Below are 25,890 nucleotides of genomic sequence, written 5' to 3'. Positions count from 1 at the left end.
GTATATTTCATATTTCTTTTATTTAATGCGACAAAAGTAAAGCATTTGTTTGATACTTCCAAACATTTATCACAAAAAGTTCAGTTTTTATTTCAAATTAAAGGCAATATCTCTTCTGGCTCTACATCACACTTATCAAAGTGCATTTCATCTTTCGACTTTTCGTGCGAGAACGTAAAGTACGTACAAACCGCTTCGGTACATACTTCGCCATCCTTATTATATAACTTAGCTTCAATAATTACAATATTTCGCTTGACTTCCTTAATAAAAGCACGCAACACAATATGGGAATCAGTAGTACTGACCGGCTTGCGGTAACGAGTCTCCATTTTTGAAGTTACTCCCGTTGTCTGTAATTTACGAAGTATCACCCAAGCGCAAATTTCATCCATGAGAACAGCCTGAATACCACCGTGCAAGGTATTGATCCATCCCTGATATTCAGGACGGGGTTTCCAGATACTTACCACTTCGTCGCCATCTTCATAAAACTCCATCTTTATTCCGGCTTCATTATTAGGGGCGCAACCAAAGCAATTGTACCCTTCCAGACCTTTCCAGGGATTTATTATTTTCTTCATAATCTATGACTTCTATTTAAGTTTCACTTCCCAAATATAAGCAAAATATAAAAAAGAAGAACAATTTTCCACGATTTACTTTCGGATGCAACGAATGGCGTAAGCTTTGTCTAACCCGGTGTTTCCCTCTGCTATTTCGTTTTTATCACTTCTCAACAAGAATATTTTCTCATCCGCATCTGTCCCTGCTTCATTCAAAGTCCAATAAGAAAGATATTTTCCTTCATAGGCAGACTGAAACTTGCCGGCATACATTCCTACCGGATATCCATCAAAACCCGTGAGATTGGTAGCAGTTCCTACTATTGCACCGGCACCGGTACTTATTGCTTTCCATGTCCCGGTTTTCAACAAAGAGGCATCATTGCTCAAATAAGTTTTCAGCATATTCCAATCATTCCAATCAGGCATATTCCACCCCACAGGAAGCAGCTTATTACTGACAATTGTTCCAAAACTATAAAAATAATAACTCTTATCTGTTTGAGACAATAGATAACCTGTCGCTCCGGCATTCATAATCTCCAGTTTCGGAATTTCTTCTCCATCTATATATAATGATGTTTTCAGATTACTTCCCATCCAATACTGCGTACCAATTTTCACTATCGGGTAATTGTGAATACTACTCCCACGCACATCACGCATTATATCTTTCATGGCCAATACGGGCAACATTTCTTCAGGCATAGACAATGCAATTTGTCCGTCAGGCAAAATATACACCTTACTTCGGGCAGCCTGATTTCCAGGAGTATATTTCAATGAATGTTCTTTCAAATCCCACGCTACAGTTCCGCCGTGCACTTTATCTGCATGTCCGACCAATTGTACTACCGTTCCCTTGGATAAGTCAACCGCATGGTTATCTTTCATCGGATAAACGACAATTGCCTGTGAAGAAAAATCAGGCGTCACTAGATATTCTTTACATATTTCTGCTACCTGCTGCCCAGCACTCAACACTTTATACACCTTCGAATCGTCAAATACCAATTTTGACACATCCACATAATTGTGGAAAACTTCGGACCCGGACTGCCCTGTATTTCCATCTTCCCAACTATTGATTTCTCCTTCGACTTTACTTATCAAAACATCTTCGGTCGGGATGAAGGAAATCGCCAGCTCACTCTGTTTACCACTCTGCAACTGCAATGAAGAGGGCAATGGGCTGGTATATATCTTACCTCCAACATCCAATACAATATATTGATAGCCCAAAGTGGTTTCTTGCGGAATAAGGATCACTTCTTTTCCGCTCAACCGATCTCCCTGTATCTCCCATTTTCCGGCAGGAGTAATGCTTTTCTCATTAGAAAAAGCGGAATAAGTTTCTTTTTGGAAATCATAAATCGCCTTAGTATAAAAACCACAAACAGAAAGTTTTGGGTCAGCATCCAGTATACCCTGCAATTCTTCACCTTCCTTTCCTACCAAAGCGATTTTTAATTTGAAAAATTTGTGATCATAGTGCAGGGCGATGGCTCCTTTAGGAGCTGATTGCAGATTTTGAGAAGCAACCAGAAAATCAGAGCAGAAATAGCCGGCAGAAAGATTTTGATCTGTTTCTACCGCCACCGACATCGTACTTTCTCCCATATTCACTCCCTCTTCCTGATAAGGATAATAACTGATCAAACGTAATGTTACCTCATCATCAGGATAATAAATCGGCTCACTGGACTCAAAAACTTTTTCGGAAGTACGAAAGAAACGCAAATTATCCGCATAACGTTCTTCCTTCATGGTGGAGGACCCTACAAGGGCAAATACTCCCACTTCATCATTCTCTTCAAAGCCATTGCCAGCAACACGTGTATATGTCACTTCATGAATATCAGCAGTAAATTTCAATGGAATATCTCCATTGCTGACTGCAGCCTTCTCTCCCGGAATATGATTTACACATGCTAATACAAAAAAAGAAGAAAAAAGGCACACAGCGATTCCTTTTTCCATTCTAAACAAAATATTCATGTCCTCTTTATTTAAATATAAATAATAAGAAATCTTTGATTGGGCAGAAAGAAGGACATAAGAGGAAGTATTCACTTTCAGTTATGAGATTCCACACAACACGTCTGTTGCGACTGGAGAATCATCAACTCCAACATTTCATTCTGAAATGCCAAAAGCAAAAGTATAAATCATAAATCAACCAATACTTCATTTTCTTAAATAATATTTATATTTATTCATAAGTATCAAATTAGTAGCACTTTATGAATCAGGGATATTTCAAAACCAAATAGGCTTACACATTATTATATTAGCAATCTAACATTTTCAAAAAGAATAGCCTATTTCTACCCCGGCAATATGTTTACCTTTTGGAGACTCATACTGATAACAATAAAAAACATCTAACGCCCATCGTTTAGCCAAAGCTATCTCTACTCCAGGCCGATAACGCATACGATCTGCTCTCCAAAAAGGAGCATCATCCAAACTTTGATAAATTTCAATTGAAAAGTAGGGGGAAACGATTCCTTTTTCGGGCGCATAAGCTAATTTTAAGCGGGAACGAAGGCGAGCTTTTGAATCTCCACGGTCAAAAGTTTGCTGAAACCTTTCTCTCAAAGCAATTTTCAACCACTGATATTGAAAACTTGCAGTTGCTCCAAAGTTATAACGGTGTCTGAATTTCCATTCCGAATCTCCCAAATTCCGGAAATGAGTTTCATATCCGGCTTCCAGTTTCAAAAATGAATAAGCCCGATACTCGCCTCCAATGGCCAATCCCAAACGGTCCATTCTACTTACGTCATCCTTTGTCCGAAACTCCAGATTGCTTAAAAGTGAAAATCGGGGATCGATCTTATAGTTCACTTTGAATTTAGTCCATGTAGTGAAATCATCGCTTTGCGCAAATACAGTGGAAGTCATTCCAGCCAATAGCACAAACAGCAGTATTTTAGTAATTGCAAATATTCTACTCATCGATTACCGGGTTAAAAGTACAAAGATAATAAATCTCCCGCAAAGAAAAATTATGATACTGAAATAATTCTGAAATATCAAGGCTCATTCCTTTAAAAGAAACACCCCGTTGGTTTTAAAGGAACAGGTCGTTGGTTTTAAACCAAGAGCCCGTTCCTTTAAAAGAAAAAGTACCTATTTTATACTCCACTGATAATCAATGATTTATTTTTGCTTCGCATTCCACACCCATAAAGCGAAAAATACCGACAATATAGCCGATCCGATCCAAAACCAATTGATATAAGTAAAGTCGTAAACCTCTACCCCACTCCGGATCGTTTTATGTCCTTCAATCAAAACTCCGCTCATGACATCTTGCAGCCCAGCTCCGATATAACTGGCAATTCCAACAACTCCCAAAGCAGCTCCCGAAGCATTGCGAGGAGCAATATCAACAGCCATCAGCCCACCTAAGAAACAAATCAGTACTCCGATGCCCAGTCCAAAGAGGATCATTGCCACAGCATCGAGCCAAAAGTGTACCCCTGGCACTAATAAGAACAAACATAATGCTAAAACATTCGTCAGTCCGAAAATCAAAGCCGGAACATTACGCCGGCCACCAAACAGTTTATCAGAAATTACACCGGAAAACATAGTGCCGATAATACCACAAACAGAACTAATGGAAATAATGAAACTGGCATCCAAAGTGGAATATCCTTTCTGTGCTTCCAAATAAAAAACTCCCCAACTGTTTACCGCATATCGGCTGATATACATAAATGCACTTGATAAAGCAAGGATCCAGATAGCAGGCATTGTCAGAACCTGCCGTTGAGCTTTATTAAAATCTGTCGTTTCGGAAGCACTCATCGTTTTCTTTTCTTTCGGAACATTGACCGGAGGAAAGCCCTTGCTTTCGGGACTGTCATGAAAAAAACGCCATACAATTAATGCCCCCAGCAATCCTACCATACCCGCCCCAAAGAAACCATAACGCCAGCCGCAAACACTAACAATAGATGCTACAATTATAAATGTCAGTGCTTCACCAATATTATGACTGGCGGACCAAAAGCCATAATAAGAGCCACGTTCTTTATCCGTGAACCAACGGGAAAGTCCGACTACACACGAAGCAGCCCCCATAGACTGAAACCAGCCGCTGACTCCCCAAAGAACAGCAAACAAAATAAATGAATGGGAGAAACCGAGACAAAGATTAATCAATGCGGTAACAAGCAGGCCGGTAGTCATAAAACGATTTATATTACTTCGATCTGCCAGAAATCCATTCGTAAATTTACCCACCGCATACGTAAAGAACAGCACCGAACCGATTATTCCGAGTTCCGTTTCAGAAAAGATTCCCTCGTCTACAATCGGTTTCTTTACTACATTCAAGCTCAACCGGCAGACATAATACATACCGTACCCGAAAGTTGCCGAAAGAAAGGTAGACCATTGCAGATATTTCAGCCGACGCTTGCCGGGTGAAGACATAACGTCTTCGTTACAAGGCCCCGGTGAAGAGACCTTGTAAAAATTTATAAGATGTTTCAGCATGAAGGAATATCTTTAGTCGTGCAGTTTCTTTTTACGCAAATATTCGAGTAATAATGCCGGGCGGTCTGTTTGAATCAGTTTAGCCCCCTGATTCAAAATCCATCCCCAGCTTTCATCCGGTTGGTGTAGTTCTACCGCGCGATCGTCATCGTGACCTCCACAAAGTTCAGGCCACAAAGAATTAATGAAAAGCTTGGCACCACTATCACGTACTTTCCTGATCAAGCGAAGCATTTCTTCATTATCATCATTAAATACCAGTTCATAAGCAGCCGGTTTCATGTGTGACTGATAATCATTGATTATCTTTTCCGCTCCTTCTTTGTGCAGATTCACAATAGGCATAAAAATAACCTTATCAAGTACATCACCATTTTCTGCTTTCACTCGTTCATAGGGGAGTCCTGCTTTAATTACGCAATGGTCAATTGTTCCTGTTTTTTCAAGTACAGCATAAGCTTCCTGAAAATAATCGTAACCTTTATCGATATTCACCATTATCTTCCCTTTGCAAAGTAACATAACTTCTTCGAGAGTAGGAATCTGATGTCTGGTTTTACAGCCTGCTCCATTTTTAAGTCGCATTGCTTTCAGTTCTGCCAGTGTATAATCCTCAGCGTTTCCTTTTCCTGTCATTGTACGGTTAATTGTCTTATCATGCATGACGACCAAGTGACCATCTTTGGTTTTCTTCAAATCTATTTCTACCATATCCACTCCCATATCAATGCAATTCCGTATTCCTTGCAATGAATTTTCGGGAGCATTTCGCCAATCGGCACGATGAGAAACGACCAACACTCTATCGGAATAATTTCCTAACAGGTTTTCTCTGATTTCCGCAATCCGATTTTGAGCAACAGCCAGTTGCACCAGGCATACAAGCAATATAAAGTTATAAATTCGTTTCATAAATTCAAATATTAAAATTATTAGTTCAGCTTACCATTCTTCCAGACCATCTTTTCTCCCCACATAGGCACATAGGTCTGGTCACAGTTAATCTTGGACGCCCGTTCTAGTGCCATGTCCAATGACCATCTGGATGCATCAACACCTGCATGAGCCATTTCCAGAATATGGGATAACAGAACATAATCCGGCTGTACCTGTCCCGCTCCGGTACCTAAAATATTATTCTCAGTCAGCGCATTAGGAGCATAGCGGGGAATCAAGACATTGACATGTGGCGCAATATTTGTATATTGTTCCGGTTTAAAATTGGAATCACCGACATGCATAAAGACGAAATTTCCAGCATCATCTCCACAGTCTATCTGGAAAATAGTTACGAAATTTGATAATCCGGAATTATTATGATCGGTAATACAAGTACGGATTTTAAATTTACCTATTTCATAATCTTTATCCCCCTTTGCCGTGTAGGGATAAGTGGTGTCTTTCAAATAATTGGATAATACCGGCTTACCCAAATCAAACATTGCCTGAATCAAATCTGTATTATAATGATCAGAATGCTTATGCGTCACACAAAGGAAGTCGATATAGGGTGCAAGTTCCTTCGCCCAACGATGAGAAATATCAATAGCAAAACATCCGGAAGGAGTCTTAACTATATATCCCATGTTATAAAGCAACCAGATTTCTGCTGTGCCATTCTCTACTTTGGAGTTTTTAATTCCGTCCATCACCCGGTCAAAAGCACTCCGGTAATAGTATAAGATCGGTTCACTCTTCTCCATACTCATACTTGCCTGATCAAAACCATTCAGAAAACTGATAAAATAGTCATCCAGACATTTATCGGCATATCCCTGAATAGTGCTCAAAGCATCGGCACGTTCAGTATTTACAATTGATGGAGAAGTTCCCCATAACTGTTGGGTAGTGGCATCTACCTTTGCTGCCAGTTCCGTAAGAATTCCTTCGTACCCGGTCTTCTTATCATTATTATCATCGTCACTACAACTTGCAAGTCCTATTGCCAGCAGGCAAAACAGGAAATATTGTATTCTTCTTATATTATTCATATTATTTCAGTGTTTTATAGTCATCAATTATTTTATCGAAGGTCTCTGCAATCCGTTCAAGAGCAGGTCTCACATTATTATTTTCGTGATCCTTCGTCGCTTCATACATGAAAACGCCTTTATATCCGGTCTTCTCCAAATCTTGCATCAACTTTCCCCATTTTATATTTCCCTGTGTAGGAAGCCAGTGGCATTCGTTCACCAAATCAAAATCTGAAGCATGTATAGTGCCGATACGGCTACCTACTATTGCCACAAAGTGCTCTGTCGTGCCTTTGGTATAGTGATTTGTATCAAAGCACACTTTTACGTCCGGGATATCTCCGACAATCCTCATAAGTTCCTCCGGAGTATTTCCCAAACAGGTTCTGGGCAGATTCTCTATACAAAGTTGAGCGCCAATCCTATCAGCATATTTCTTCAAATAAGCAATAGACTCCGAAGCATTGGCAATCCGTTGCGCCCGAATACTATCGGCTATCGGTTCCGAACTTGGATGCAAAACCAGGCAAGTCGGTTGGAACATGGCACACAATTCTATCATCTCTGCCATAAAATCTACATTTTCCTTCCTTAACCGATCATCCAGAACTGAGATATCCAGCGTTCGGGAGAAAGGAAGATGAATAGACCAGACTTCAATATCCGCACTGTCTATCTTCGCTTTCATTTCCTTTATACGTGGAATCACTTCATCGACAGGAACTCCCCTATAACATTGATTAAAGGCTACTTCGACATACTTCACACCAATCGCTTTTGCATGAAGGAAGTCGGCAGCAGCAGGTGCTTTCCACACTGCTGTCGTAGTACCTACTTCATATTTCTGTGCATATCCACAAACAGACATCACCATAAATGCGATAAAAATCAATTTTCTCATCACCGTTTATTTTTGTCGGTTTGTACCTTGAATATCTCCACCCCGTATACTCCAGGAGTCTGTTTCCAACGTTTTATTAATGTCAAACGCTTTTATAGAACCTATATTGCTCGCTCCAATAGTACCACAATAAAGACGCTTGTCCGGACCAATCGAAACGGATGCCATTACCTGTTGACCCACAGATTCCTCATAAACAGTACTTCCATCTGCCGTATTAAGTCCGAAAATCTTATTATTTGACTGCGTTCCGATATAAAGAACACCATCTGTACTCAACGCAGCACCACTGTAGTTCAGGTTATTATTTACCTTCTTCACCCATACTTTTGAACCGTCAGCGTCTACAGCGTAAACTGTTTGCGAACCTTTCTCTGTAAAATAAACAACACCTTTCTTATCTACGATAGGGAAATAAGCATCACCGCCTGTTGTCGGATAGGTCCATTTTTTGGTTCCGTTCGTGATATCAACAGCAACAAGTCCAGCCTTTGACTTCAAAGTTGCGTAAAGCGTGTTGCCATTCAAAGCAAAAGTTCCCTGCTCTGTCACATTAACACCACTGAGTTTCCAAAGTTCTTCCTTATTTGCGCTGAAAGCATAAATAGCTTCACTGGTACCTGCATAGATATGTCCGTTTCTATCAATAGCCACCGCACTTCCTGTTGTTCCATCAAGAGATTGTTGCCATTTAATCGCACCATTCGCAACATCGAGTGCATATAACGTACTTTTATTAGTCAAACAATAGAGTACACCATCAGCAGACAAAGCAGGGAACGCACCTATCGGTCCGTCTAATTGCAATGACCATTTCTGAGTACCATTCGGATTTATGGCATACACATTCTTGATAGAAGCATCTCTCACGCACTGATAGATAGTACCGTCAGGCCCCACCAATGCACCGCCGCCATAAGTTATTTTATCAATGGCAAATACCCATTTGAATTCACCGCTGACTACATCTAAGGCAAACAAATGCCCGGCAGGCGTTGAAGTCGGAATATACATCGTCTTTCCATCCGGGGAGAATACAGGATTGGACGTCTTGACATATCCTGTTAATCCGTTAAAATTCAGATTCAGACTATCCCATTTATATCCGACAACATTAATTTCCACACTTCCTGACTCCGTCGTATTATTCGTATATGTTACTGTGATAGTAACTGTATAAGTTCCAGTAGCAGCAAAAGCATGCGATGGAGTCGTTTCAGCAGAAGCAGCACCATCACCAAAATCCCAGCTGACGGATTTAACATTGCCACCAGTAAAATACATATCGTTATAAGCAAAGACAGCAGACTCCCAGACAACCAATTCCGTATTGACTGCTACCGGATAAATAATTCCCGGAGTAGCCACCGCTTCCGCCGAAACAGAATTCCCCATCGGATAAATGCAAACAACATCAAACTTATACTCCTGATCATTAGTCAACCCTTCAACCATATATTCTTCCAATGTTGTGTCATCCAATTTGATAACCTGATTGCCGGGACTTACGGTAATCTGATAATTCGTAAACCGTTCGCTGGCAGGCTTCGTCCATCTCAGCCGGACTTTCTTGTCTCCCGCTGACGCAGTCAGACCAGTCACCGGATATCTTGCATTCTTTGGCGTACAAGAAGTAGATCGCTTACTCGCCAATCCTCCGGTATAACGAGGTTGTACGGAGAATGTATAAGCAACATCATTGACAAGATCACTGACAGTTGCACCGGAAGCCTCAGCCTCCACAGTCATTTGCCCTCCTTCCGCTCCCGAAGAGCCCGAAGTCCAGCTAATAAGATATTCATCAGGACGGGCGTCCGGATATGCTTCCCAGGAAAGTGCCACATTCATATCTCCGGCCGTTGCCGTAAGCGTCTTTAATTCATATAAATCAAAACTTGCTTTTGGCAGTTCTTCGTCACAAGCTGCACAAACTGCCGTAATGACAAACAACAAGCTATATATTATTTTTTTCATCGTCTGAATTCTTTAAGTTTAACCATATTAATACCCCGGATTCTGCCACAACAACTCAGTATTGTTGATTCTTTCCAATTCCGTTTTAGGAATAGGATACAGAAACTGGAAATCCTGAATTGTATGTCCCTCCGCTTTCATAGCTTCCTTGGCACCTCCCATGCGAACAAGGTCAAACCAACGGTGTCCCTCATAAGGAAATTCCTGTTGGCGTTCCAGCATAATGGCTTTACGGAAACTATCCTGATCTGCCAGTTCCGTAATCTGAACCGGAGATAATCCGGCACGGGTATGTACCGCATTCAAAGCAACCATTGCATCAGAAGTCTGAGAGTTGCTATAGCTGATTTCGTTCAGTGCTTCGGCATACATTAACAGTACATCGGCATAACGAAGAATAATCTGATCGTTACCGACGGTATTGTATGTCGCACTTTTCAAATCCTTGAATTTATTCATTACGCAGACTTTATCTTCTACTTTCACATAAGTGATCAGGTCTTTGCGTTTATCACCATCTTTATAGCACTCCTTCAAAGCCTTTGTCTGGTTAGTATCATCTGTCAGGTTGATAATTGAAAACCAATAGCCATGTCCTTCACCCTCAACGTCCTTATTAAAGCGCACTGCGAAAATGATTTCATCGTTCATTTTATTATCGACATCAAATACTTTATCCGGTGTGGGCATCAAAGAATATCTGCCTATCAGTTGCGAAAGTACATTGCGTGCCTCTGTCCACTTATGGAAAGTCAGATAAATCTTTCCCAGCAATGCCATTGCAGCACCGGAGGTCGCACGTCCCGTATCAGTACCCGTATAAGAAGAAGGCAGCATATTCTCATTGATAACCTGATTCAAATCGCCGGTAAGAAAATCAAAGACCTGCTGCTCTGAGCTTCTTCCGATTTTAAGAGCTTCAGCCACCGTCACCACTTTATCAGTCATCGGAATTCCACCCCACAAGCGATACATATTAAAATAAGTAAGAGCACGCACGAAAAGCGCTTCCCCTTTATATTGTTTCTTCAACGTAGCATCAAAGTCAGCTGCGTCTATTTTGTCCAATACCAAATTACAGCGATATACTCCGTTATTAAAATTCGCCCAGGCGGATTCCAATATTCCATTAGAGGCTTTATCCGCAAACTGATCTATATCATAACGGTCTTGTGTTCCGGCAGTAGGAGCACTCAACGACAGGTTGTCACTCCGATATTCGCAGCATTCCGTGAAGTAGGAAACCTGTCCCTGCAATTTAGAATAACAGCCGATCACTGCTACATTAAAATCGTCTGCTGTCTTGTATACTTTATCTGTAGGCACACTGCTACTTGGCTCCAAGTCGAAAAAGCTATCTGTACAGGCCACTGATACAAAAGCAGTTGCCAAGAATAGGATTTGTCTATATATTTTCATACACCGTATATTTTTAAGGATGACTAAAGTGTTATATTTAATCCAAACAAGAAGGTTTTCGCCAGCGGATATGTTCCGTAATCTTCACCCGGCGAAAGTGAATTGCTCGGACGTGCATTTACTTCCGGATTGTATCCACCGTAGTTGGTAGATGTCCAAAGGTTCTGTCCGGAGACATAGACTCTCAACTTCTCCACAAAGAAACGACGTGTCAGATTCTGAGGCAAAGTATATCCTAACGTTACATTCTGCAATCTCAAATAAGAACCATCTTCCAGATGCCAGGTTGAAGTACGGCCATTATAACCTTTCGATTTGCGGTTGGCACGGTTCACCTGACCATTTCCGGGGTTATCCGCACTTTTCCAGCGATTCAGGGCAATCGTGGTACCATTGGTGTTTCCTTCCAAATTATCAATATAGCGACGATTCAGATTCAGAATCTCATTACCGTAAACTCCCTGGAAGTTAAAGTCAAGATCAATGCCTTTATACCATACTTTACCACCAAATCCATAGGTGAAGTCGGGCATATAGTTACCTACTATCGTACGGTCTTTGTCCAAGTCCATCACACCGTCTCCATCCACATCTACAAAACGGAAGTCTCCCGGCTGAGTATTGCTGAAATGAGGATATTTCTTCAATTCTTCTTCGTTGGAAAAGATACCGTCCTGCACCAGCAAATAGTAACATCCGATCGGTTCGCCTACTTTTGTGATATAATAAGCATGATCTACGCTTCCGGTAGAGATAATGGGAGCATTTCCCGGACCAAGAGCTTTTACTTCATTGGTATTCGTAGCATAGTTGGCATTAAAAGAATACCCAAAGTCTTTGGTGAAATTTTTCTGAGATGTCAAGGCTATTTCCCAACCACGGTTATTTACTTTTCCAATATTCATCAGGGCAGTGCTGTATCCGGTCAGATGAGGAACAGGAACATTCAGCAACATATTGGAGGTATTGGTATTATAGTAATCAACTGTTATCCCCAATAATCCTTTGAACATTTGCAGGTCCACACCGACATTGACCATTGCATTCTTTTCCCAGCTTAAATCATCATTCTTAATTGTATTGGGCTTATAACCTTGTACCAGTTGCCCGTTACCCGTACCCAGTATATAATTATCAAGAGCCATCAATGATAGATGATCGTAGTTGCCTATCTGAAAGTTACCTGTAACACCATAACTGGTTCTGATTTTCAAGTCATCTACAAAGGAGAGAAATTTCGCCTTCGTGAAGAAATCCTCCCCGCTAACTCTCCATGCCAATGATGCGGACGGGAAATATCCCCAGCGGTTATTTTTTCCGAAACGGGAAGAACCATCCGCACGAATAGCTCCGGAAGCCATATATTTACCTTTATAACTATATTGCACACGAGCCAGATAGGAAGCAATCGACCATTGGGTCTTATCAGACGCCCCCTTTATAACTGTTCCACCGGAGATCGTCTGTATATAATCATTCGGAAAATCGGTAGCCGTCACATTATCTCCTTTATAAGTTTCTTTTTGTGCAGATTGCACCAGAACCGCATTAATCGAATGATCTTCATTAATCACTGTATTATAATTAATCTTATTCTCAATCAGCCAATTAAAATAAAAACCGGAGGAGCTGTATGCAGTAGGGTTCGACTTGATATCATAATATTTCTGGCCCAGTAAGGGTAGTTCTGACGAACGATACTGATCATTATGAGAACCATAATAATCACCACCGAAAGAAATATTATAAGTAAGTCCCTTGAAAAGTTCCAGTTCGGCAAAGACTTTCCCTACAATTGCCATACGGTCTACTACGTCCGATTGCAGATTGGCCATTGCCACAGGGTTTAATACCGCATTGTGCTGATAGTCATTGCCAATTCTCCAATAGCCATTTCCCTGATAGTTATAACTACCGTCGGAATTATATACCGGCCACACAGGAGGCATCATCAAGGCCGACTGAACAATACCATTCGATCCGGAAGCATCCACCCGATTGGAAGTCGAATAAGAAGGAGAGAAATTAAGACCGAATTTCAGTCTTTTATATTTTCCGTCCAGATTCATACGCATGCTATATTTCTTGAAATCAGAATTGATGATAATACCTTCTTTATCATAATAATTGGCAGAAATAAAATAACCAACGGTCTTTCCTCTGCCGGAGATAGAAACATTATGGCTGGTTGTAGCCGCACTACGGAAAATTGCATCCTGCCAGTCTGTGTCCGTTAATCCCTGATCGCCGTTCAGATAAGGAAAAAGTTCTGCAGGAATCCGTTCCCATGAATTCGGACGCATACCATTAGGGTCATTGGGTGAACCACCGGGATTAGCATCCAGATAAGAATTATCATGCCCGTCTTTGGCAAACTCCGCAAACTGATAAGCATTCAACATCGGAAGTTTTTTTGAAACACTCTGGATACCATAATATCCATCATATTGTACTTTCATTTTTTCCGACTGCCCTTGTTTGGTAGTGATAATAATTACACCATTTGATCCGCGGCTACCATAAATCGCAGCAGACGAAGCATCTTTAAGTACCTCTACCGACTCGACATCATTATTATTCAGATTGGCAAAGCCACGCTCCACAGGTACACCGTCAATGATATAGAGAGGATCACTCCCCGCATTGACTGTGCTGATACCACGAACACGGATACTGACACTTCCTTCCGGGTCACCGCTCGGCTGAGTCACTTGCACTCCCGGCATCTTTCCAGCTAATGCCTGACGAAAGTCGGAAGCAGAAACCTCCGCAATCTGCTCGGCTTTCACGGAAGAGATGGAAGTAGACACATCCCGTTTCCGCTGTACACCATATCCTACCACTACTACTTCATCGATCATCTTGCTGTCTTCGGTCAACGTAATCTTAGCCGTATTCTTATCTTTTGCAGAAAGGCTGACGGTCTTATAGCCAATATAAGAAATTGTCAATGTAGCCGATTCCGGTACATTCATCAACGAATATCGTCCGTCCATATCGGTAATCGTACCACTGCCCTCTCCTTTGATCTGGACACTGGCACCAATAACTGGCTCTCCCTTATCATCTACGACCACTCCCTGAACGGTACGTGTACGTTGAGCGCTTTCTTCTTTAAGCGGCTGTTTACTGACAGCAATTGTATTATCGGTCCTATTGAAATAAAGTTTTGACTGAGTAGTTATCACTCCCAGAATTTGTTTAAGCGTAGCGTTTTTTACATCAAAAGAAACATGCGGAGCGTTATTTACCGTTTCCTGATCGTAGATAAATTTAAAGTTGGTCTGTTCACTGATTTTATTGAAAACATTTTCTACCGGCTCGTTTTGTACACGGAGCGTAATGTTGTTCTCTTTCAATGTCTGAGCAGCAGTCGGAGCAACTAAAAGGAAGGTGAATAGTAAAAAAGCTAAAAACGAGCAGCTATTTCTACTTTTTCCTTTACAAATAAGAAGATTATTCATAAATTTGTGCGTTTTAGTAATTGACTAAAGTTATTAAAAACAAGCAACGTGCGATACGTTATTCATTTGGGTCGAAGCGAATGAATATCCGTCCGGGTTGCGGATAGAGGCATTCCTTAGGAGTGCTTCTATCTTTTTAGGGAGTTTCTATGAGGGTGATGCTTTCATTCTGTCCTTATTAACGGGTTAAACATTGATCTATTTTTTAATTCTCATTTTTTATAAAGAAGTATATTCCTGCCTTCTTTCTTATAATTGATATCACTGATAAATTCGATGGATTTAAGTACGGACTCCAGACTCTTATTGTCATGTTCACCGGTAATCAGATTATCAAATTCCTGTCCGGAAGCAAAGGTTATCTGACAATTATAAACACGTTCCAGTTCTTTTGCCACATCCCGGATCGGAGTACTGTTAAAACGCAGGCTTCCCTTGATCCAAACTGCTACCCCACGTTCTTCCTTCTTCTTACTATATTCACCGGAAACGGTATTTATCAGAACTTGTTCTTTTGCAGTCAATCGCATCATTGCTTCCGGCAGATCAACCTGTACTTTGCCACTCTCTACACTTACCGATACGATTTCATCCGTAGAGTAAGATTTTACATCAAACCGGGTTCCCAAAACACGAACATCCAGTCGCTTCGTCTGTACAATAAACGGCATATCTTCATTATGGGCAACCCTGAAATATCCTTCTCCTTCCAGTTCCACTTTCCGGATATCCCCTTGAAAAGAATCAGGATAACGTACTTGTGAACAAGAGTTCAACACTAATATAGTTCCGTCCGGTAATTCCACCCGTTTCTTCTCTCCAAAAGAGGTTGAGATTTCAGCGAAAGTTATCTGTTGCTCACTCATATACCGGAAATAACTGATACTTCCTGTCACGATGGCTATTACAGCCGCCACACTGGCTGCAATCGTCATTACCCGACGGAACCAGGTACGTTTCTTATGTTCAATATGTTTCAGCAACTGGCGAGCCTCCTTTTTATACTTCTCACGCTCCAAGTCAGTAACAGGCTGCTGGCTGACGGATTCCTCCCAGACTTCGGCAGACAACTCATCCAATATATCTTTATGGTCAGCATCTCTCATACTTTCCAGTAACTGCGATGCTTCCTCCCGGATGTACATATCATCCAGATAGCGACGTAATTTGTTTTTTTCTGTCTTCGTATCTTTCATCATATATTCAAATAAGGGTGCTGATTTCTCCCCTTCGTATTAGTAATACACAAAGGCAGGAAACAGCTAGGGTATGATTAACATTTATTATAAATTCAGACAAAGTAGAATCAGCAATATGTCAGCAGAAGTACCCGAATATTTAGTCAAGTAGGCACGAATCACTTTCAACGAAACAGAAATATGCTCCTGTACGGTATTGACAGAGACTCCCAGCGCTTCGGCAATTTCTTTATGGGACATCTGCAAATCGCGGCTCATATTAAAGACTTCACGCTGACGGGGAGTCAATTGTTCCAGTGCGCGGCTAACGACATCCTTCAAATCATCGAACAATATTTTATTATTCGTTTCATTGGCCGAATCAACCGCATGAGAAAGGATATGCTCTTTCAACTTATCTTCATTCGCCATATCCCGTATCTGATTAAGAATACGATTGCGTACAATCGTATATAAGTAGGAGGAGAAAGACGCATCCGGATTGATAAAACGCCTGCTTTGCCATACAACCGTAAACGCGTCCTGAAAAATATCTTCGGCAAACTCACGAGATTTGACGAACTTCATCGCAAAATACAGCAAGCGATTCTTATAGGCGGCATAGAGTTCGCAAAAGGCATCCTCATCGCCGTCTATCAGACGGAGAACTAACTCCCGTTCGTCCATAAGCGTGTCTGTTGCGTACATATTTTCTTTACTTTTGGGCACAAAGGTATTGTTATGATGTTACAAACGTATGTATTTTTTCTGAAATAAAAAAATAACCTTCTTTCTTATTGAGTTTCCGGCCGAGAACTTTGTGTACTCTTTAATTGTTGTCCTATTATAAAAGTGCGAACAAAGCACACAACAAAGTTCTATAAAAAGAAAGGAAGATTATGAAAAAAGTAATCGACAGAGCTTCATCAAGAGGCTATTTTAATCATGGCTGGCTCAAAACCCACCACACATTCAGTTTTGCTAACTATTACAATCCGGAAAGAATCCATTTCGGAGCCTTGCGAGTGCTGAATGATGACAGTGTAGACCCGTCGATGGGATTTGATACTCATCCACATAAAAATATGGAAGTAATTTCCATTCCGTTGAAAGGGTATCTGAGACATGGCGACAGTGTACAAAATACGAAAACGATTACTCCCGGTGATATCCAAGTGATGAGTACGGGCAGTGGTATCTATCATAGTGAGTATAACGACAGCAAGGAAGAACAATTGGAATTCCTGCAAATATGGGTATTCCCCCGAATCGAGAATACGAAACCCGAATATAACAATTTCGATATACGTCCGCTGCTGAAACCGAACGAGTTATCTCTGATCATTTCACCGAACGGCAAGACACCGGCCTCCATCAAACAGGATGCCTGGTTCTCTATGGGAGACTTCGATACGGAAAGAACCATCGAATATTGTATGCATCAGGAAGGTAACGGAGCTTATCTGTTTGTGATAGAAGGAGAGATCAGCGTGGCCGATGAACATCTGGCCAAACGTGACGGCATCGGAATATGGGATACCAAAAGCTTCTCTATCCGTGCTACTAAAGGGACCAAACTTCTGGTAATGGAAGTACCCATGTAAAAAACATTATTTCTAGTTTTATTCTATTCTATTTAAATGAAGCGGTCCCACTCTACTGAGTGAGACCGTTTCTCATTGATAGTTATATCTTCGGATTATTTTTCCTTCCGATAATTCTCCAGTCCAGTTTGCAGGAATTCAATATATTTGGGAATGTCTTCATCGTAAGCATAAGACTTATTCAAAGGACTTCCCTGATTATCCAGCAATACATAGAAAGGCTGTGCATTAGCACCAAACTTCACACGTTGCAGATAACTCCACTTATCACCGACTGTACGCAAAGTACGTTCCTTACCGTTCTCTACGATTTTCACAGGTTCGGTCAACGGAGTTTTATTATCCACATACAGAGTAATCAGCACATAATCATTATTAATCAGATCACTCACTTTCGGGTCCGTCCATACAGCGGCTTCCATCTTACGACAGTTCACGCATCCATAGCCTGTAAAGTCAAGCATCACTGGTTTGCCATTCAGACGTGCATACTCCATACCCAGATCGTAGTCATCGAATTTCGCATGTACTTCATTCTTATACAGATTAAAGTCTTGCGTATGCATAGGAGGCGCAAAAGCACTTACGGCTTTTAACGGAGCTCCCCACAAACCGGGAACCATATATACGGCAAACGCCAGAGAAATAAGTGCCATAAAGAAACGAGTCACTCCCACCTTATTGTCATCATCGTCATGCGGAAACTTGATTTTACCAAGCAAATAGAAACCCAGCAATGCAAAAATGACAATCCACAGAGCGAGGAAGGTTTCACGGTCGAGTAATCTCCAGCCATAAGCCAGATCAGCAACCGACAGGAATTTAAGCGCAAATGCCAGTTCCAGAAATCCTAACGTCACTTTGATCACATTCATCCATCCGCCCGACTTCGGCATAGACTTCAGCCATGACGGGAACAGAGCAAAGAGTGTGAACGGCAATGCCAATGCAATGGCAAAACCCAACATACCGATAGCCGGGGCCACCACGCTTCCTGTAGTAGAAACCTGTACAAGCAGGAATCCGATAATCGGACCTGTACAAGAGAAAGATACCAGTGAAAGTGTAAATGCCATCAGGAAGATACTCAGCAGACCGGTAGTCGATTCCGCTTTACTATCTACCGCATTGCCCCACTTTGACGGTAATCTAATCTCAAACGCTCCAAAAAATGAAGCGGCAAAGATTACCAGCATCAGGAAGAAAAGGATATTAAAGACAGCATTCGTCGATAAAGCATTGAGCGCACTGGCACCAAATATCAGTGTGATAGCCAATCCTAATGCCACATAAATAACGACAATGGAAGCACCATAAGTCCACGCATCACGAATACCTTTCTTCTTATCTTTGCTACGTTTCAGAAAGAAACTGACTGTCATCGGGATAATAGGCCATACACAAGGAGTGAACAGAGCCAGCAATCCACCCAGGAAACCTGTCACGAAAATATAAATCCAGGACATATCTCCCTGAGTATGTTCCTCGCCCAGTGCCTGCAATTCACTGATTACCGGACGCCAAAGGTCACCGGAAGCTACAGCTGGTTGAATATCGGCATTTGCATCCGTAGCAGAAGCAGGAACCAGTTCCATCATTGCAGCAGAGTCTTTGGACGCAGCAGGAGCAGTTACTTCTTCCGCCTCTTTTGTCTCCGGCTTATCAGCTTTGGCTACAGGAGCAGCCGTAGTTCCGGCCTTTGCTTCACCCGAGAACTTAAAAGGAACTTCTGTCGGAGGCAGACAACTCTCATCGTCGCAGGCTCCATATTCCAGATAACCTTCTATCGCATAAGCTCCACCAGTCAGCTTCACTTTCTGCACGAATCTGGCAGTATTCTCGAAATAACGCACTTTCATTTCGAACAGTTTGTCGAAAGTAGCTATTTCCTTGCCGACAGGCTTCAATTTACCTACCAGTTCTACACCAGACTTCTTCTCCACATTAAATGTGGCAGAAATAGGTCCTCCGTCTCCAAGATCGGTAGAATAAACATGCCACCCTTTGTCAATGGCAGCCGTAAACACGATCTCCGCTTCTGTATCAGAAAGAGAGTTCAGTTCTGTTTAAACTTTACCGGATCTTTAATCTGCGCCTGCAATGTATAGGCTACAAAGCTTAAAAGCAGAAAAGAAATTAATTTTCTCATTTTCATTATTGGGGGTTATAATTCATAATCCACGCATGCACGACTGTCCTTTGCTTCAGCTATAATCTTTCCGGCTGCCACATGATCAGGGTGTGTTGCATAGAACTTCACATCCTCCAGCGTGTCAAATTCGCTATAGAGAGCTATATGCCAAGCCTCTCCCGGATTCATATTCAGTCCGACTTCAATCTTACGGATCACTGAAATCTTAGCGGGGAGCGCTTCGATAGCTTCCTTAAATTTATTCATCACTACGAGTTTCTCCGCTTCGGGAACTTCGTCTTTTAACTTAAATAATACAATGTGTTTCACCATTACGTTGTTATTTTAATGAATTGTTTCTATATTTGTCTTGTCAATGCATTACATTACTAATGCAAAATTACTCTATTTGGTTCAAATAACACTATAAAGAGATGTTAATAATAGGAATAGCAGGTGGAACGGGCTCCGGAAAAACCACCGTCGTACGAAAAATAATAGAAAGCCTCCCCGTTGGAGAAGTAGTACTATTACCTCAGGATTCATACTACAAAGACAGTAGTCACGTGCCGGTTGAAGAACGTCAGAATATCAACTTTGACCATCCGGATGCTTTTGAATGGAGCTTGCTTTCCAAACATGTGATGATGCTGAAAGAAGGAAAAAGCATCGAGCAACCGACCTATTCTTATCTGACTTGTACCCGCCAACCGGAAACCATCCACATCGAGCCTCGTGAAGTCGTCATTATTGAAGGTATCCTTGCCTTGTGCGACAAGAAGCTACGCAATATGATGGATCTAAAGATATTTGTAGATGCCGATCCCGATGAACGCCTGATACGTGTCATCCAAAGGGATGTCATCGAAAGAGGACGGACAGCGGAAGCTGTCATGGAACGCTATACCCGTGTTCTGAAACCGATGCACCTGCAATTCATAGAACCCTGCAAACGCTATGCGGACCTTATCGTTCCAGAAGGCGGCAGCAATGCAGTAGCTATCGATATATTAACAATGTATATCAAGAAACATTTGAAAAATGAAGAATGAAAGATAAAGAGTTCAGAATGAGTGCCAAGACACTGATCCTCCCCTTGTTTCTTATACTTTTGTGCTGTGTATTCGGATGCCGGAACAAACATCATACCGAAAAGAATGAAACAGCACACGATCTTCCACAGATTAAAGACAGTGGAGAACTGGTTGTGCTGACACTCTATAGCTCTACTTCATATTTCATTTATCGCGGACAGGAAATGGGATTCCAATACGAACTCAGTGAACAGTTCGCTAAAAGTCTGGGACTGAAACTCAGAATCGAGGTAGCCAGAAATGTCCGTGAATTGATTCAGAAATTACAGTCAGGCGAAGGAGATATGATCGCCTACAACCTGCCGATTACCAAAGAATGGAAAGACAGCCTTTTGTATTGCGGAGAAGACATAATCACCCATCAGGTTATCGTCCAGCAAGGAAATGGAAAGCATAAACCATTGAAAGATGTAACGGAACTTATCGGCAAAGATATATATGTCAAACCAGGCAAATATTACGATCGCCTCGTGAATCTGAACAACGAACTGGGAGGTGGTATCCATATTCATAAGATAACGGGAGATAGCGTTACCGCGGAAGACTTAATCACCCAGGTAGCACAAGGTAAGATTCCCTATACCGTAGCCGATAATGATTTAGCCAAACTGAATAAAACTTACTATCCCAATCTGAATATCGATCTTTCTATCAGTTTTGACCAGCGTTCTTCATGGGCTGTACGAAAAGACAGTCCCGAACTGGCAGCCGCCGCCACAAACTGGCATAAAGAAAATATGACCTCTCCTGCCTATACGGCAAGTATGAAGCGTTACTTCGAGAATAGTAAAATGATGCCCCACTCCCCCATCCTTTCACTTAAAGAAGGAAAAATATCACATTACGACGATTTATTCAAAAAATACGCCAAAGAGATCGGATGGGACTGGCGAATGCTGGCATCCCTCGCCTATACAGAATCAAACTTTGACACAACAGCCGTATCTTGGGCAGGAGCCAAAGGATTGATGCAATTGATGCCTGCCACTGCACGAGCAATGGGCGTACCCGCAGGTAAAGAACAAAACCCGGAAGAAAGTATAAAAGCAGCCGTTAAATACATTGCCGCCACAGACCGAAGTTTCAATATGATCCCTGACAAACAGGAACGGCTCAACTTCATACTGGCTTCTTACAATGCCGGCCTAGGACATATCTACGACGCCATGGCATTAGCAAAAAAATACGGAAAGAATAACCTCGTATGGAAAGACAACGTCGAAAACTTCATCCTGCTCAAAAGCAATGAGGAATACTTCACCGATCCTGTTTGTAAAAATGGATATTTCCGTGGCATAGAAACGTTCAACTTCGTACGTGATATTCAGTCCCGGTTCGAATCGTACAAAAAAAAGATAAAATAAGTAATAAGTATCAGGTAATAGGTAATAACCGTAGCTTATCAATAGTGTATCCGCACGGCTTATTACCTATTACCTATTACTTATTACCTATTTATTACTTGTTTCTGCCCGTCAAAAGGCTAACCACAACAATAGCCAGTATAGACAATGGTAATGCAAAGAGAATAGGGTCAATTACCGGAAACGGATATGTCTCAATCAATACATCCTTGCCAAACAGGAATTTACATATTCCCATTGCGGCAGCTTCTTTCTGATGAAGGAATATTAGTGCAAAAGCACTGCCTAAAGTTCCTACCCAGAGACTTGCCATTACTCCCTGTTTCGTCGCTTTCTTCCAGTACAATGCACAAAAGTAGGCAGGAAGAAATGCAGCAGCACAGATACCCATGAAAATAGAAGTTCCGCGGGCGATAATATCGTGAGGCAGCATATAGCAAATAATATAGCTGACCAAAATAGAGAAAAGTACTCCCAAACGAATCACATTTGTCAATTTGCCACGAGAACGGGGCTTATAAGTACCATAAATGTCAGAACCAACCGATGCTCCCATTGTGTGGAACTGAGAACTAAGCGTAGACATACTTGCAGAAAGGATACAGAGCATAAACAAAGCGGCAAACCAGTCCGGCATAGCTTTATTGATGAAATAAGGAATGATTTTATCAATATCCTGTATCACTTCCGTAGCAACGGCTCCTTCTGTCTTCAAGAAGAAAAGATTGCTTAATGCACCGGCATGATAGATAGCTCCTACCGTTATAATCAGGAAAAAACAACCGATAAATACGCCACGATTCAACTGTTTGCTACTTTCTACCGTCATAAAACGTACCACCAACTGAGGCTGTGCAAGGCAACCGATTCCTACTCCCAAAATAAGAGAGGTAACCAATGAATACCACTGCGGAGAACCTGTCACAGGCATTGCGGTCCATCCCTGATGCCCCAATGCCTTGAACTTTTCCGGAACCAGAGGGGCTATATTTGTCAATTCCTTGTTTGCTTCCGTAAAACCCATGCCAAGCACCTGATATAAAGAGAACAACAGAAACAGCATACAGCCAAACATGATAACTGCCTGTAAAGCATCCGTATACATCACCCCCTTCATTCCTCCCGCAATCACATACGCAGCAATGACTAACGTAAATATCAGCAGAGATATATTAAAATCAATCTGAAAAATCTGTTCAATAAATACAGCGCCCCCTTTCATTACCACAGCAGCGTACAACGGCATACCTATAAATATGACGGCTGCAATGAACACCTGTATATTACGGGAACGAAAATGACGGCCTAATAACTGCGGAAAAGTGCTGACATTCAGTTTTGCTCCCATGCGCCGGGTACGCAAACCGAAGAATATGAAGGCGATAACTACCCCGACAAACATATTGAGGAAACACAGCCACTGAATACCCATACCGAAAGCAGCCGCTACTCCGCCAAAACCAACTATAGCAGACGCAGAGATAAACGTAGCACCATAAGAAAGCGCCATCACTATCGGATTCATCTGACGTCCGCCAACCAGATAATCACTGGTATTCGTAGTCTTCTTATATCCTAAAAAACCGAGGTAGGCCAATGACAGCAGATAAGCTATCACAATCAAGCCAAGAGTAAATGTATTCATCGCGTTTCGTCTTTATCGTCGTCCTTATTCCAATATTTCAGCCCAAACCAGGCAGCAAAAATCACACATATCACTGAGAGGATATATGGCAAGACTATAAAAGGGTCATCTATTCCAAACATTTGCGTATCAGATTTTAATCAATTAAGCCACAAATGTAAGGAATTTATTGAAAAGACAAAACTTTTGTTTACTAATACTGATTATAATGTATCTTTTTCTCGTCATATTTCTGTTTCGGCTGCTCTTTTGTTGCAGGATAGCCGAAAGGAATGACACAAAGAGGAAGAATATTCTCGGGCAGGTGGGTATATTTGCGAACGACTTCCATACGATCTTCATACGGATAAGCAGCTGTCCATACAGCACCCAGCCCCATACTTTCAGCAGCCAGCAAAATATTCTGTGCTGCAGCAGAACAGTCTAAATACCAATAAAAAGAACGGGCAGAATCACCACAGACAATAATCGCATTACGGGCTTGTGTCAACATTTTGGCATAAGGAAGAGCCGCCGCCATCGAATCCAGTTTCGCACGGTCGGAAACAACCACAAACTCCCAGGGACGAACATCCTTTCCCGATGGAGCAGACATCCCTGCACGAAGCATTAAATCAATTTTCTCTTTCTCTACACCTTTATTCAAGTAAGTACGCACGCTCTTACGCTCAAAGATATTATCCAAAGCGACATTTCCGGTGCCGGTTGTTCCTTTTTCCTCTTTTGAGGAAGAACACGAGATCATAGCAGTCATTGCCATGAGCATACACAAGAAAGAAAAAATCTTTTTCATTGTGACAAGTCTTTAAAATAGGTTTAACTTATTTTTCTGGGCTTCTTCCAACGATACTGTTTCACGGCGTAATAGTCCGCTCTTCTCACGAAGTGCCTGATATTCTGCATCTAACTCATTAATCAGTTCGGCTTTCATCTGCGAATTCAACAGCCGGGAAGCAACACTGGCATTCTGAGAAGCATCTTTCAGATGTACAACCGGCGCATGATATACAGGTGCGATTTTCAGTGCCGTATGCATCTTTGAAGTAGTGGCTCCGCCAATCAACAGAGGAATATCCAGTCCGGCTTTCTCCAGTTCGGCAGCCACATGAGTCATTTCTTCCAGAGAAGGTGTGATCAAGCCACTCAAACCGATCATATCGACTTTTTCTTCGATGGCACGCTGAACAATGGTTTCTGCCGGAACCATCACTCCCAAGTCAACTATATCATAACCGTTGCACGCCATTACGACGGCAACTATATTTTTTCCGATGTCGTGCACATCCCCTTTTACGGTGGCAAGCAGAACTTTTCCGGCAGAAGATGATCCTTCCACTTTTTCTGATTCAATGATCGGTTGCAGTATAGCTACGGCTTTCTTCATAGTACGAGCAGTCTTCACGACCTGAGGCAGGAACATTTTTCCTGCGCCAAAAAGCTCGCCGACATAATTCATTCCATCCATCAACGGACCTTCAATTACATCTACAGCTTTATCATATAAAGGTAAAGCTTCCGCTAAATCCTGTTCCAGATAATCACCGATTCCCTTCATCAAAGCATATTTCAAACGCTCTTGTACGGATTCTTCTCTCCATGCATCCTGCTTCACAGCTGCCTGACCGGAAGTACCGCCCATCGTTTCTTTCAATGCTTCCGCCAGTTCTATCAGACGCTCGGCTGCATCGGGACGACGATTCAATACAACGTCCTCTATCTTTTCCAGCGTATCTGCAGGAATATCACTGTAGAGTACGGAAGTTCCCGGATTGACGATTCCCATATCCATCCCTTGCTGGATGGCATGATAAAGGAATACCGCATGCATTGCTTCACGAATATAATTATTGCCACGGAAAGAGAAAGAAAGATTACTTACTCCTCCGCTGACGTGTGCACCGGGAAGATTCTTCCTGATCCATCCGGTAGCTTCTATAAAGTCTACGGCGTAATTGTTATGCTCTTCGATTCCTGTAGCCACCGCAAGCACATTCGGATCGAAAATAATATCATGAGGATTGAATCCAACTTTATCAACCAGCAGACGATATGCACGTTCGCACAC

20 protein-coding genes and 1 pseudogene are annotated in these 25,890 nt (G+C 41.8%); 3 read left to right on the top strand and 18 right to left on the bottom strand.

Translation table 11 applies throughout. From position 1 onward, the window contains the following. Positions 1 to 92: 92 nt before the first annotated feature. The 12 genes from HMPREF9007_RS18955 to HMPREF9007_RS19010 form a co-directional block, all read right to left on the bottom strand. On the bottom strand, positions 93 to 584 hold the full coding sequence (locus HMPREF9007_RS18955) for a PaaI family thioesterase (protein WP_008760515.1): 492 nt from the start codon (positions 582 to 584) through the stop codon (positions 93 to 95). Positions 585 to 659: 75 nt separating this feature from the next. Further along, positions 660 to 2,564 (bottom strand): fimbrillin family protein, encoded by a 1,905-nt coding sequence (locus HMPREF9007_RS18960; RefSeq protein ID WP_008760514.1) that lies wholly within the window; start codon positions 2,562 to 2,564, stop codon positions 660 to 662. Between the two features lie 309 nt (positions 2,565 to 2,873). Beyond that, positions 2,874 to 3,527: a DUF2490 domain-containing protein gene (locus tag HMPREF9007_RS18965; protein ID WP_008760513.1), complete on the bottom strand. Its 654-nt coding sequence runs from the start codon at positions 3,525 to 3,527 to the stop codon at positions 2,874 to 2,876. A gap of 204 nt (positions 3,528 to 3,731) precedes the next feature. Beyond that, positions 3,732 to 5,078: an MFS transporter gene (locus tag HMPREF9007_RS18970; RefSeq protein WP_008760512.1), complete on the bottom strand. Its 1,347-nt coding sequence runs from the start codon at positions 5,076 to 5,078 to the stop codon at positions 3,732 to 3,734. 12 nt (positions 5,079 to 5,090) lie between these two features. Next, positions 5,091 to 5,990 carry a glycerophosphodiester phosphodiesterase family protein gene (locus tag HMPREF9007_RS18975; protein WP_008760511.1) on the bottom strand — a complete coding sequence of 300 codons (900 nt, stop codon included), beginning with the start codon at positions 5,988 to 5,990 and terminating at the stop codon, positions 5,091 to 5,093. A 20-nt stretch (positions 5,991 to 6,010) separates the two neighbouring features. Then, complete coding sequence (locus tag HMPREF9007_RS18980) at positions 6,011 to 7,069, bottom strand: MBL fold metallo-hydrolase (RefSeq protein ID WP_008760510.1); 1,059 nt, start codon at positions 7,067 to 7,069, stop codon at positions 6,011 to 6,013. A 1-nt stretch (position 7,070) separates the two neighbouring features. Next, complete coding sequence (locus tag HMPREF9007_RS18985) at positions 7,071 to 7,952, bottom strand: sugar phosphate isomerase/epimerase family protein (RefSeq protein WP_008760509.1); 882 nt, start codon at positions 7,950 to 7,952, stop codon at positions 7,071 to 7,073. 6 nt (positions 7,953 to 7,958) lie between these two features. Further along, positions 7,959 to 9,926 (bottom strand): PQQ-binding-like beta-propeller repeat protein, encoded by a 1,968-nt coding sequence (locus HMPREF9007_RS18990; protein WP_008760508.1) that lies wholly within the window; start codon positions 9,924 to 9,926, stop codon positions 7,959 to 7,961. A 27-nt stretch (positions 9,927 to 9,953) separates the two neighbouring features. After that, the gene (locus HMPREF9007_RS18995) at positions 9,954 to 11,345 is read right to left on the bottom strand and encodes a RagB/SusD family nutrient uptake outer membrane protein (protein WP_008760507.1); all 1,392 of its coding nucleotides are present in this window, start codon (positions 11,343 to 11,345) and stop codon (positions 9,954 to 9,956) included. 23 nt (positions 11,346 to 11,368) lie between these two features. Next, the gene (locus tag HMPREF9007_RS19000; protein ID WP_008760506.1) at positions 11,369 to 14,809 is read right to left on the bottom strand and encodes a TonB-dependent receptor; all 3,441 of its coding nucleotides are present in this window, start codon (positions 14,807 to 14,809) and stop codon (positions 11,369 to 11,371) included. 212 nt (positions 14,810 to 15,021) lie between these two features. Beyond that, positions 15,022 to 16,008, bottom strand: coding sequence for a FecR domain-containing protein (locus HMPREF9007_RS19005; RefSeq protein WP_008760505.1), 987 nt, complete (start codon positions 16,006 to 16,008; stop codon positions 15,022 to 15,024). Positions 16,009 to 16,092: 84 nt separating this feature from the next. Further along, entirely contained in the window at positions 16,093 to 16,695 is a 603-nt protein-coding gene (locus tag HMPREF9007_RS19010) for an RNA polymerase sigma-70 factor (protein WP_008760504.1), read from the bottom strand. A gap of 191 nt (positions 16,696 to 16,886) precedes the next feature. Between HMPREF9007_RS19010 and HMPREF9007_RS19015 the strand changes: the two genes are divergently transcribed. Next, entirely contained in the window at positions 16,887 to 17,591 is a 705-nt protein-coding gene (locus HMPREF9007_RS19015) for a pirin family protein (RefSeq protein ID WP_008760503.1), read from the top strand. A 95-nt stretch (positions 17,592 to 17,686) separates the two neighbouring features. Here the strand turns inward: HMPREF9007_RS19015 and HMPREF9007_RS19020 are convergent. After that, a pseudogene (locus HMPREF9007_RS19020) lies at positions 17,687 to 19,740 on the bottom strand (cytochrome c biogenesis protein CcdA). Positions 19,741 to 19,755: 15 nt separating this feature from the next. Beyond that, on the bottom strand, positions 19,756 to 20,055 hold the full coding sequence (locus tag HMPREF9007_RS19025; RefSeq protein WP_008760502.1) for a Dabb family protein: 300 nt from the start codon (positions 20,053 to 20,055) through the stop codon (positions 19,756 to 19,758). Positions 20,056 to 20,156: 101 nt separating this feature from the next. Between HMPREF9007_RS19025 and udk the strand changes: the two genes are divergently transcribed. Both udk and HMPREF9007_RS19035 read left to right on the top strand, forming a co-directional pair. Further along, positions 20,157 to 20,774 (top strand): uridine kinase, encoded by a 618-nt coding sequence (gene udk, locus HMPREF9007_RS19030; RefSeq protein WP_008760501.1) that lies wholly within the window; start codon positions 20,157 to 20,159, stop codon positions 20,772 to 20,774. A 17-nt stretch (positions 20,775 to 20,791) separates the two neighbouring features. After that, a complete protein-coding gene (locus HMPREF9007_RS19035; RefSeq protein ID WP_008760500.1) occupies positions 20,792 to 22,180 on the top strand; it encodes a transporter substrate-binding domain-containing protein in 1,389 nt (462 codons plus the stop codon). Positions 22,181 to 22,274: 94 nt separating this feature from the next. Here the strand turns inward: HMPREF9007_RS19035 and HMPREF9007_RS19040 are convergent, their stop codons facing one another. From HMPREF9007_RS19040 to HMPREF9007_RS19050, 4 genes are all read right to left on the bottom strand, one after another. Then, positions 22,275 to 23,825, bottom strand: coding sequence for a sodium:solute symporter family protein (locus HMPREF9007_RS19040; protein WP_008760499.1), 1,551 nt, complete (start codon positions 23,823 to 23,825; stop codon positions 22,275 to 22,277). Continuing rightward, positions 23,822 to 23,947 carry a symporter small accessory protein gene (locus HMPREF9007_RS28055; RefSeq protein WP_008766705.1) on the bottom strand — a complete coding sequence of 42 codons (126 nt, stop codon included), beginning with the start codon at positions 23,945 to 23,947 and terminating at the stop codon, positions 23,822 to 23,824. Before HMPREF9007_RS28055 ends, HMPREF9007_RS19040 begins: the two co-directional genes overlap by 4 nt. A gap of 71 nt (positions 23,948 to 24,018) precedes the next feature. After that, positions 24,019 to 24,618, bottom strand: a complete 600-nt coding sequence (locus HMPREF9007_RS19045) for a nitroreductase family protein (protein ID WP_008760498.1) — start codon at positions 24,616 to 24,618, stop codon at positions 24,019 to 24,021. 12 nt (positions 24,619 to 24,630) lie between these two features. After that, the coding region (locus tag HMPREF9007_RS19050; RefSeq protein ID WP_032850151.1) for a B12-binding domain-containing protein at positions 24,631 to 25,890 on the bottom strand (1,260 nt) is incomplete at its 5' end.

The sequence above is a fragment of the Bacteroides sp. 1_1_14 genome, assembly GCF_000162515.1.
In the GTDB taxonomy this organism is placed as follows: domain Bacteria; phylum Bacteroidota; class Bacteroidia; order Bacteroidales; family Bacteroidaceae; genus Bacteroides; species Bacteroides thetaiotaomicron.
Note: the sequence above shows the minus strand (reverse complement) of the source record. Positions and strands in the feature narration are given on the sequence as shown.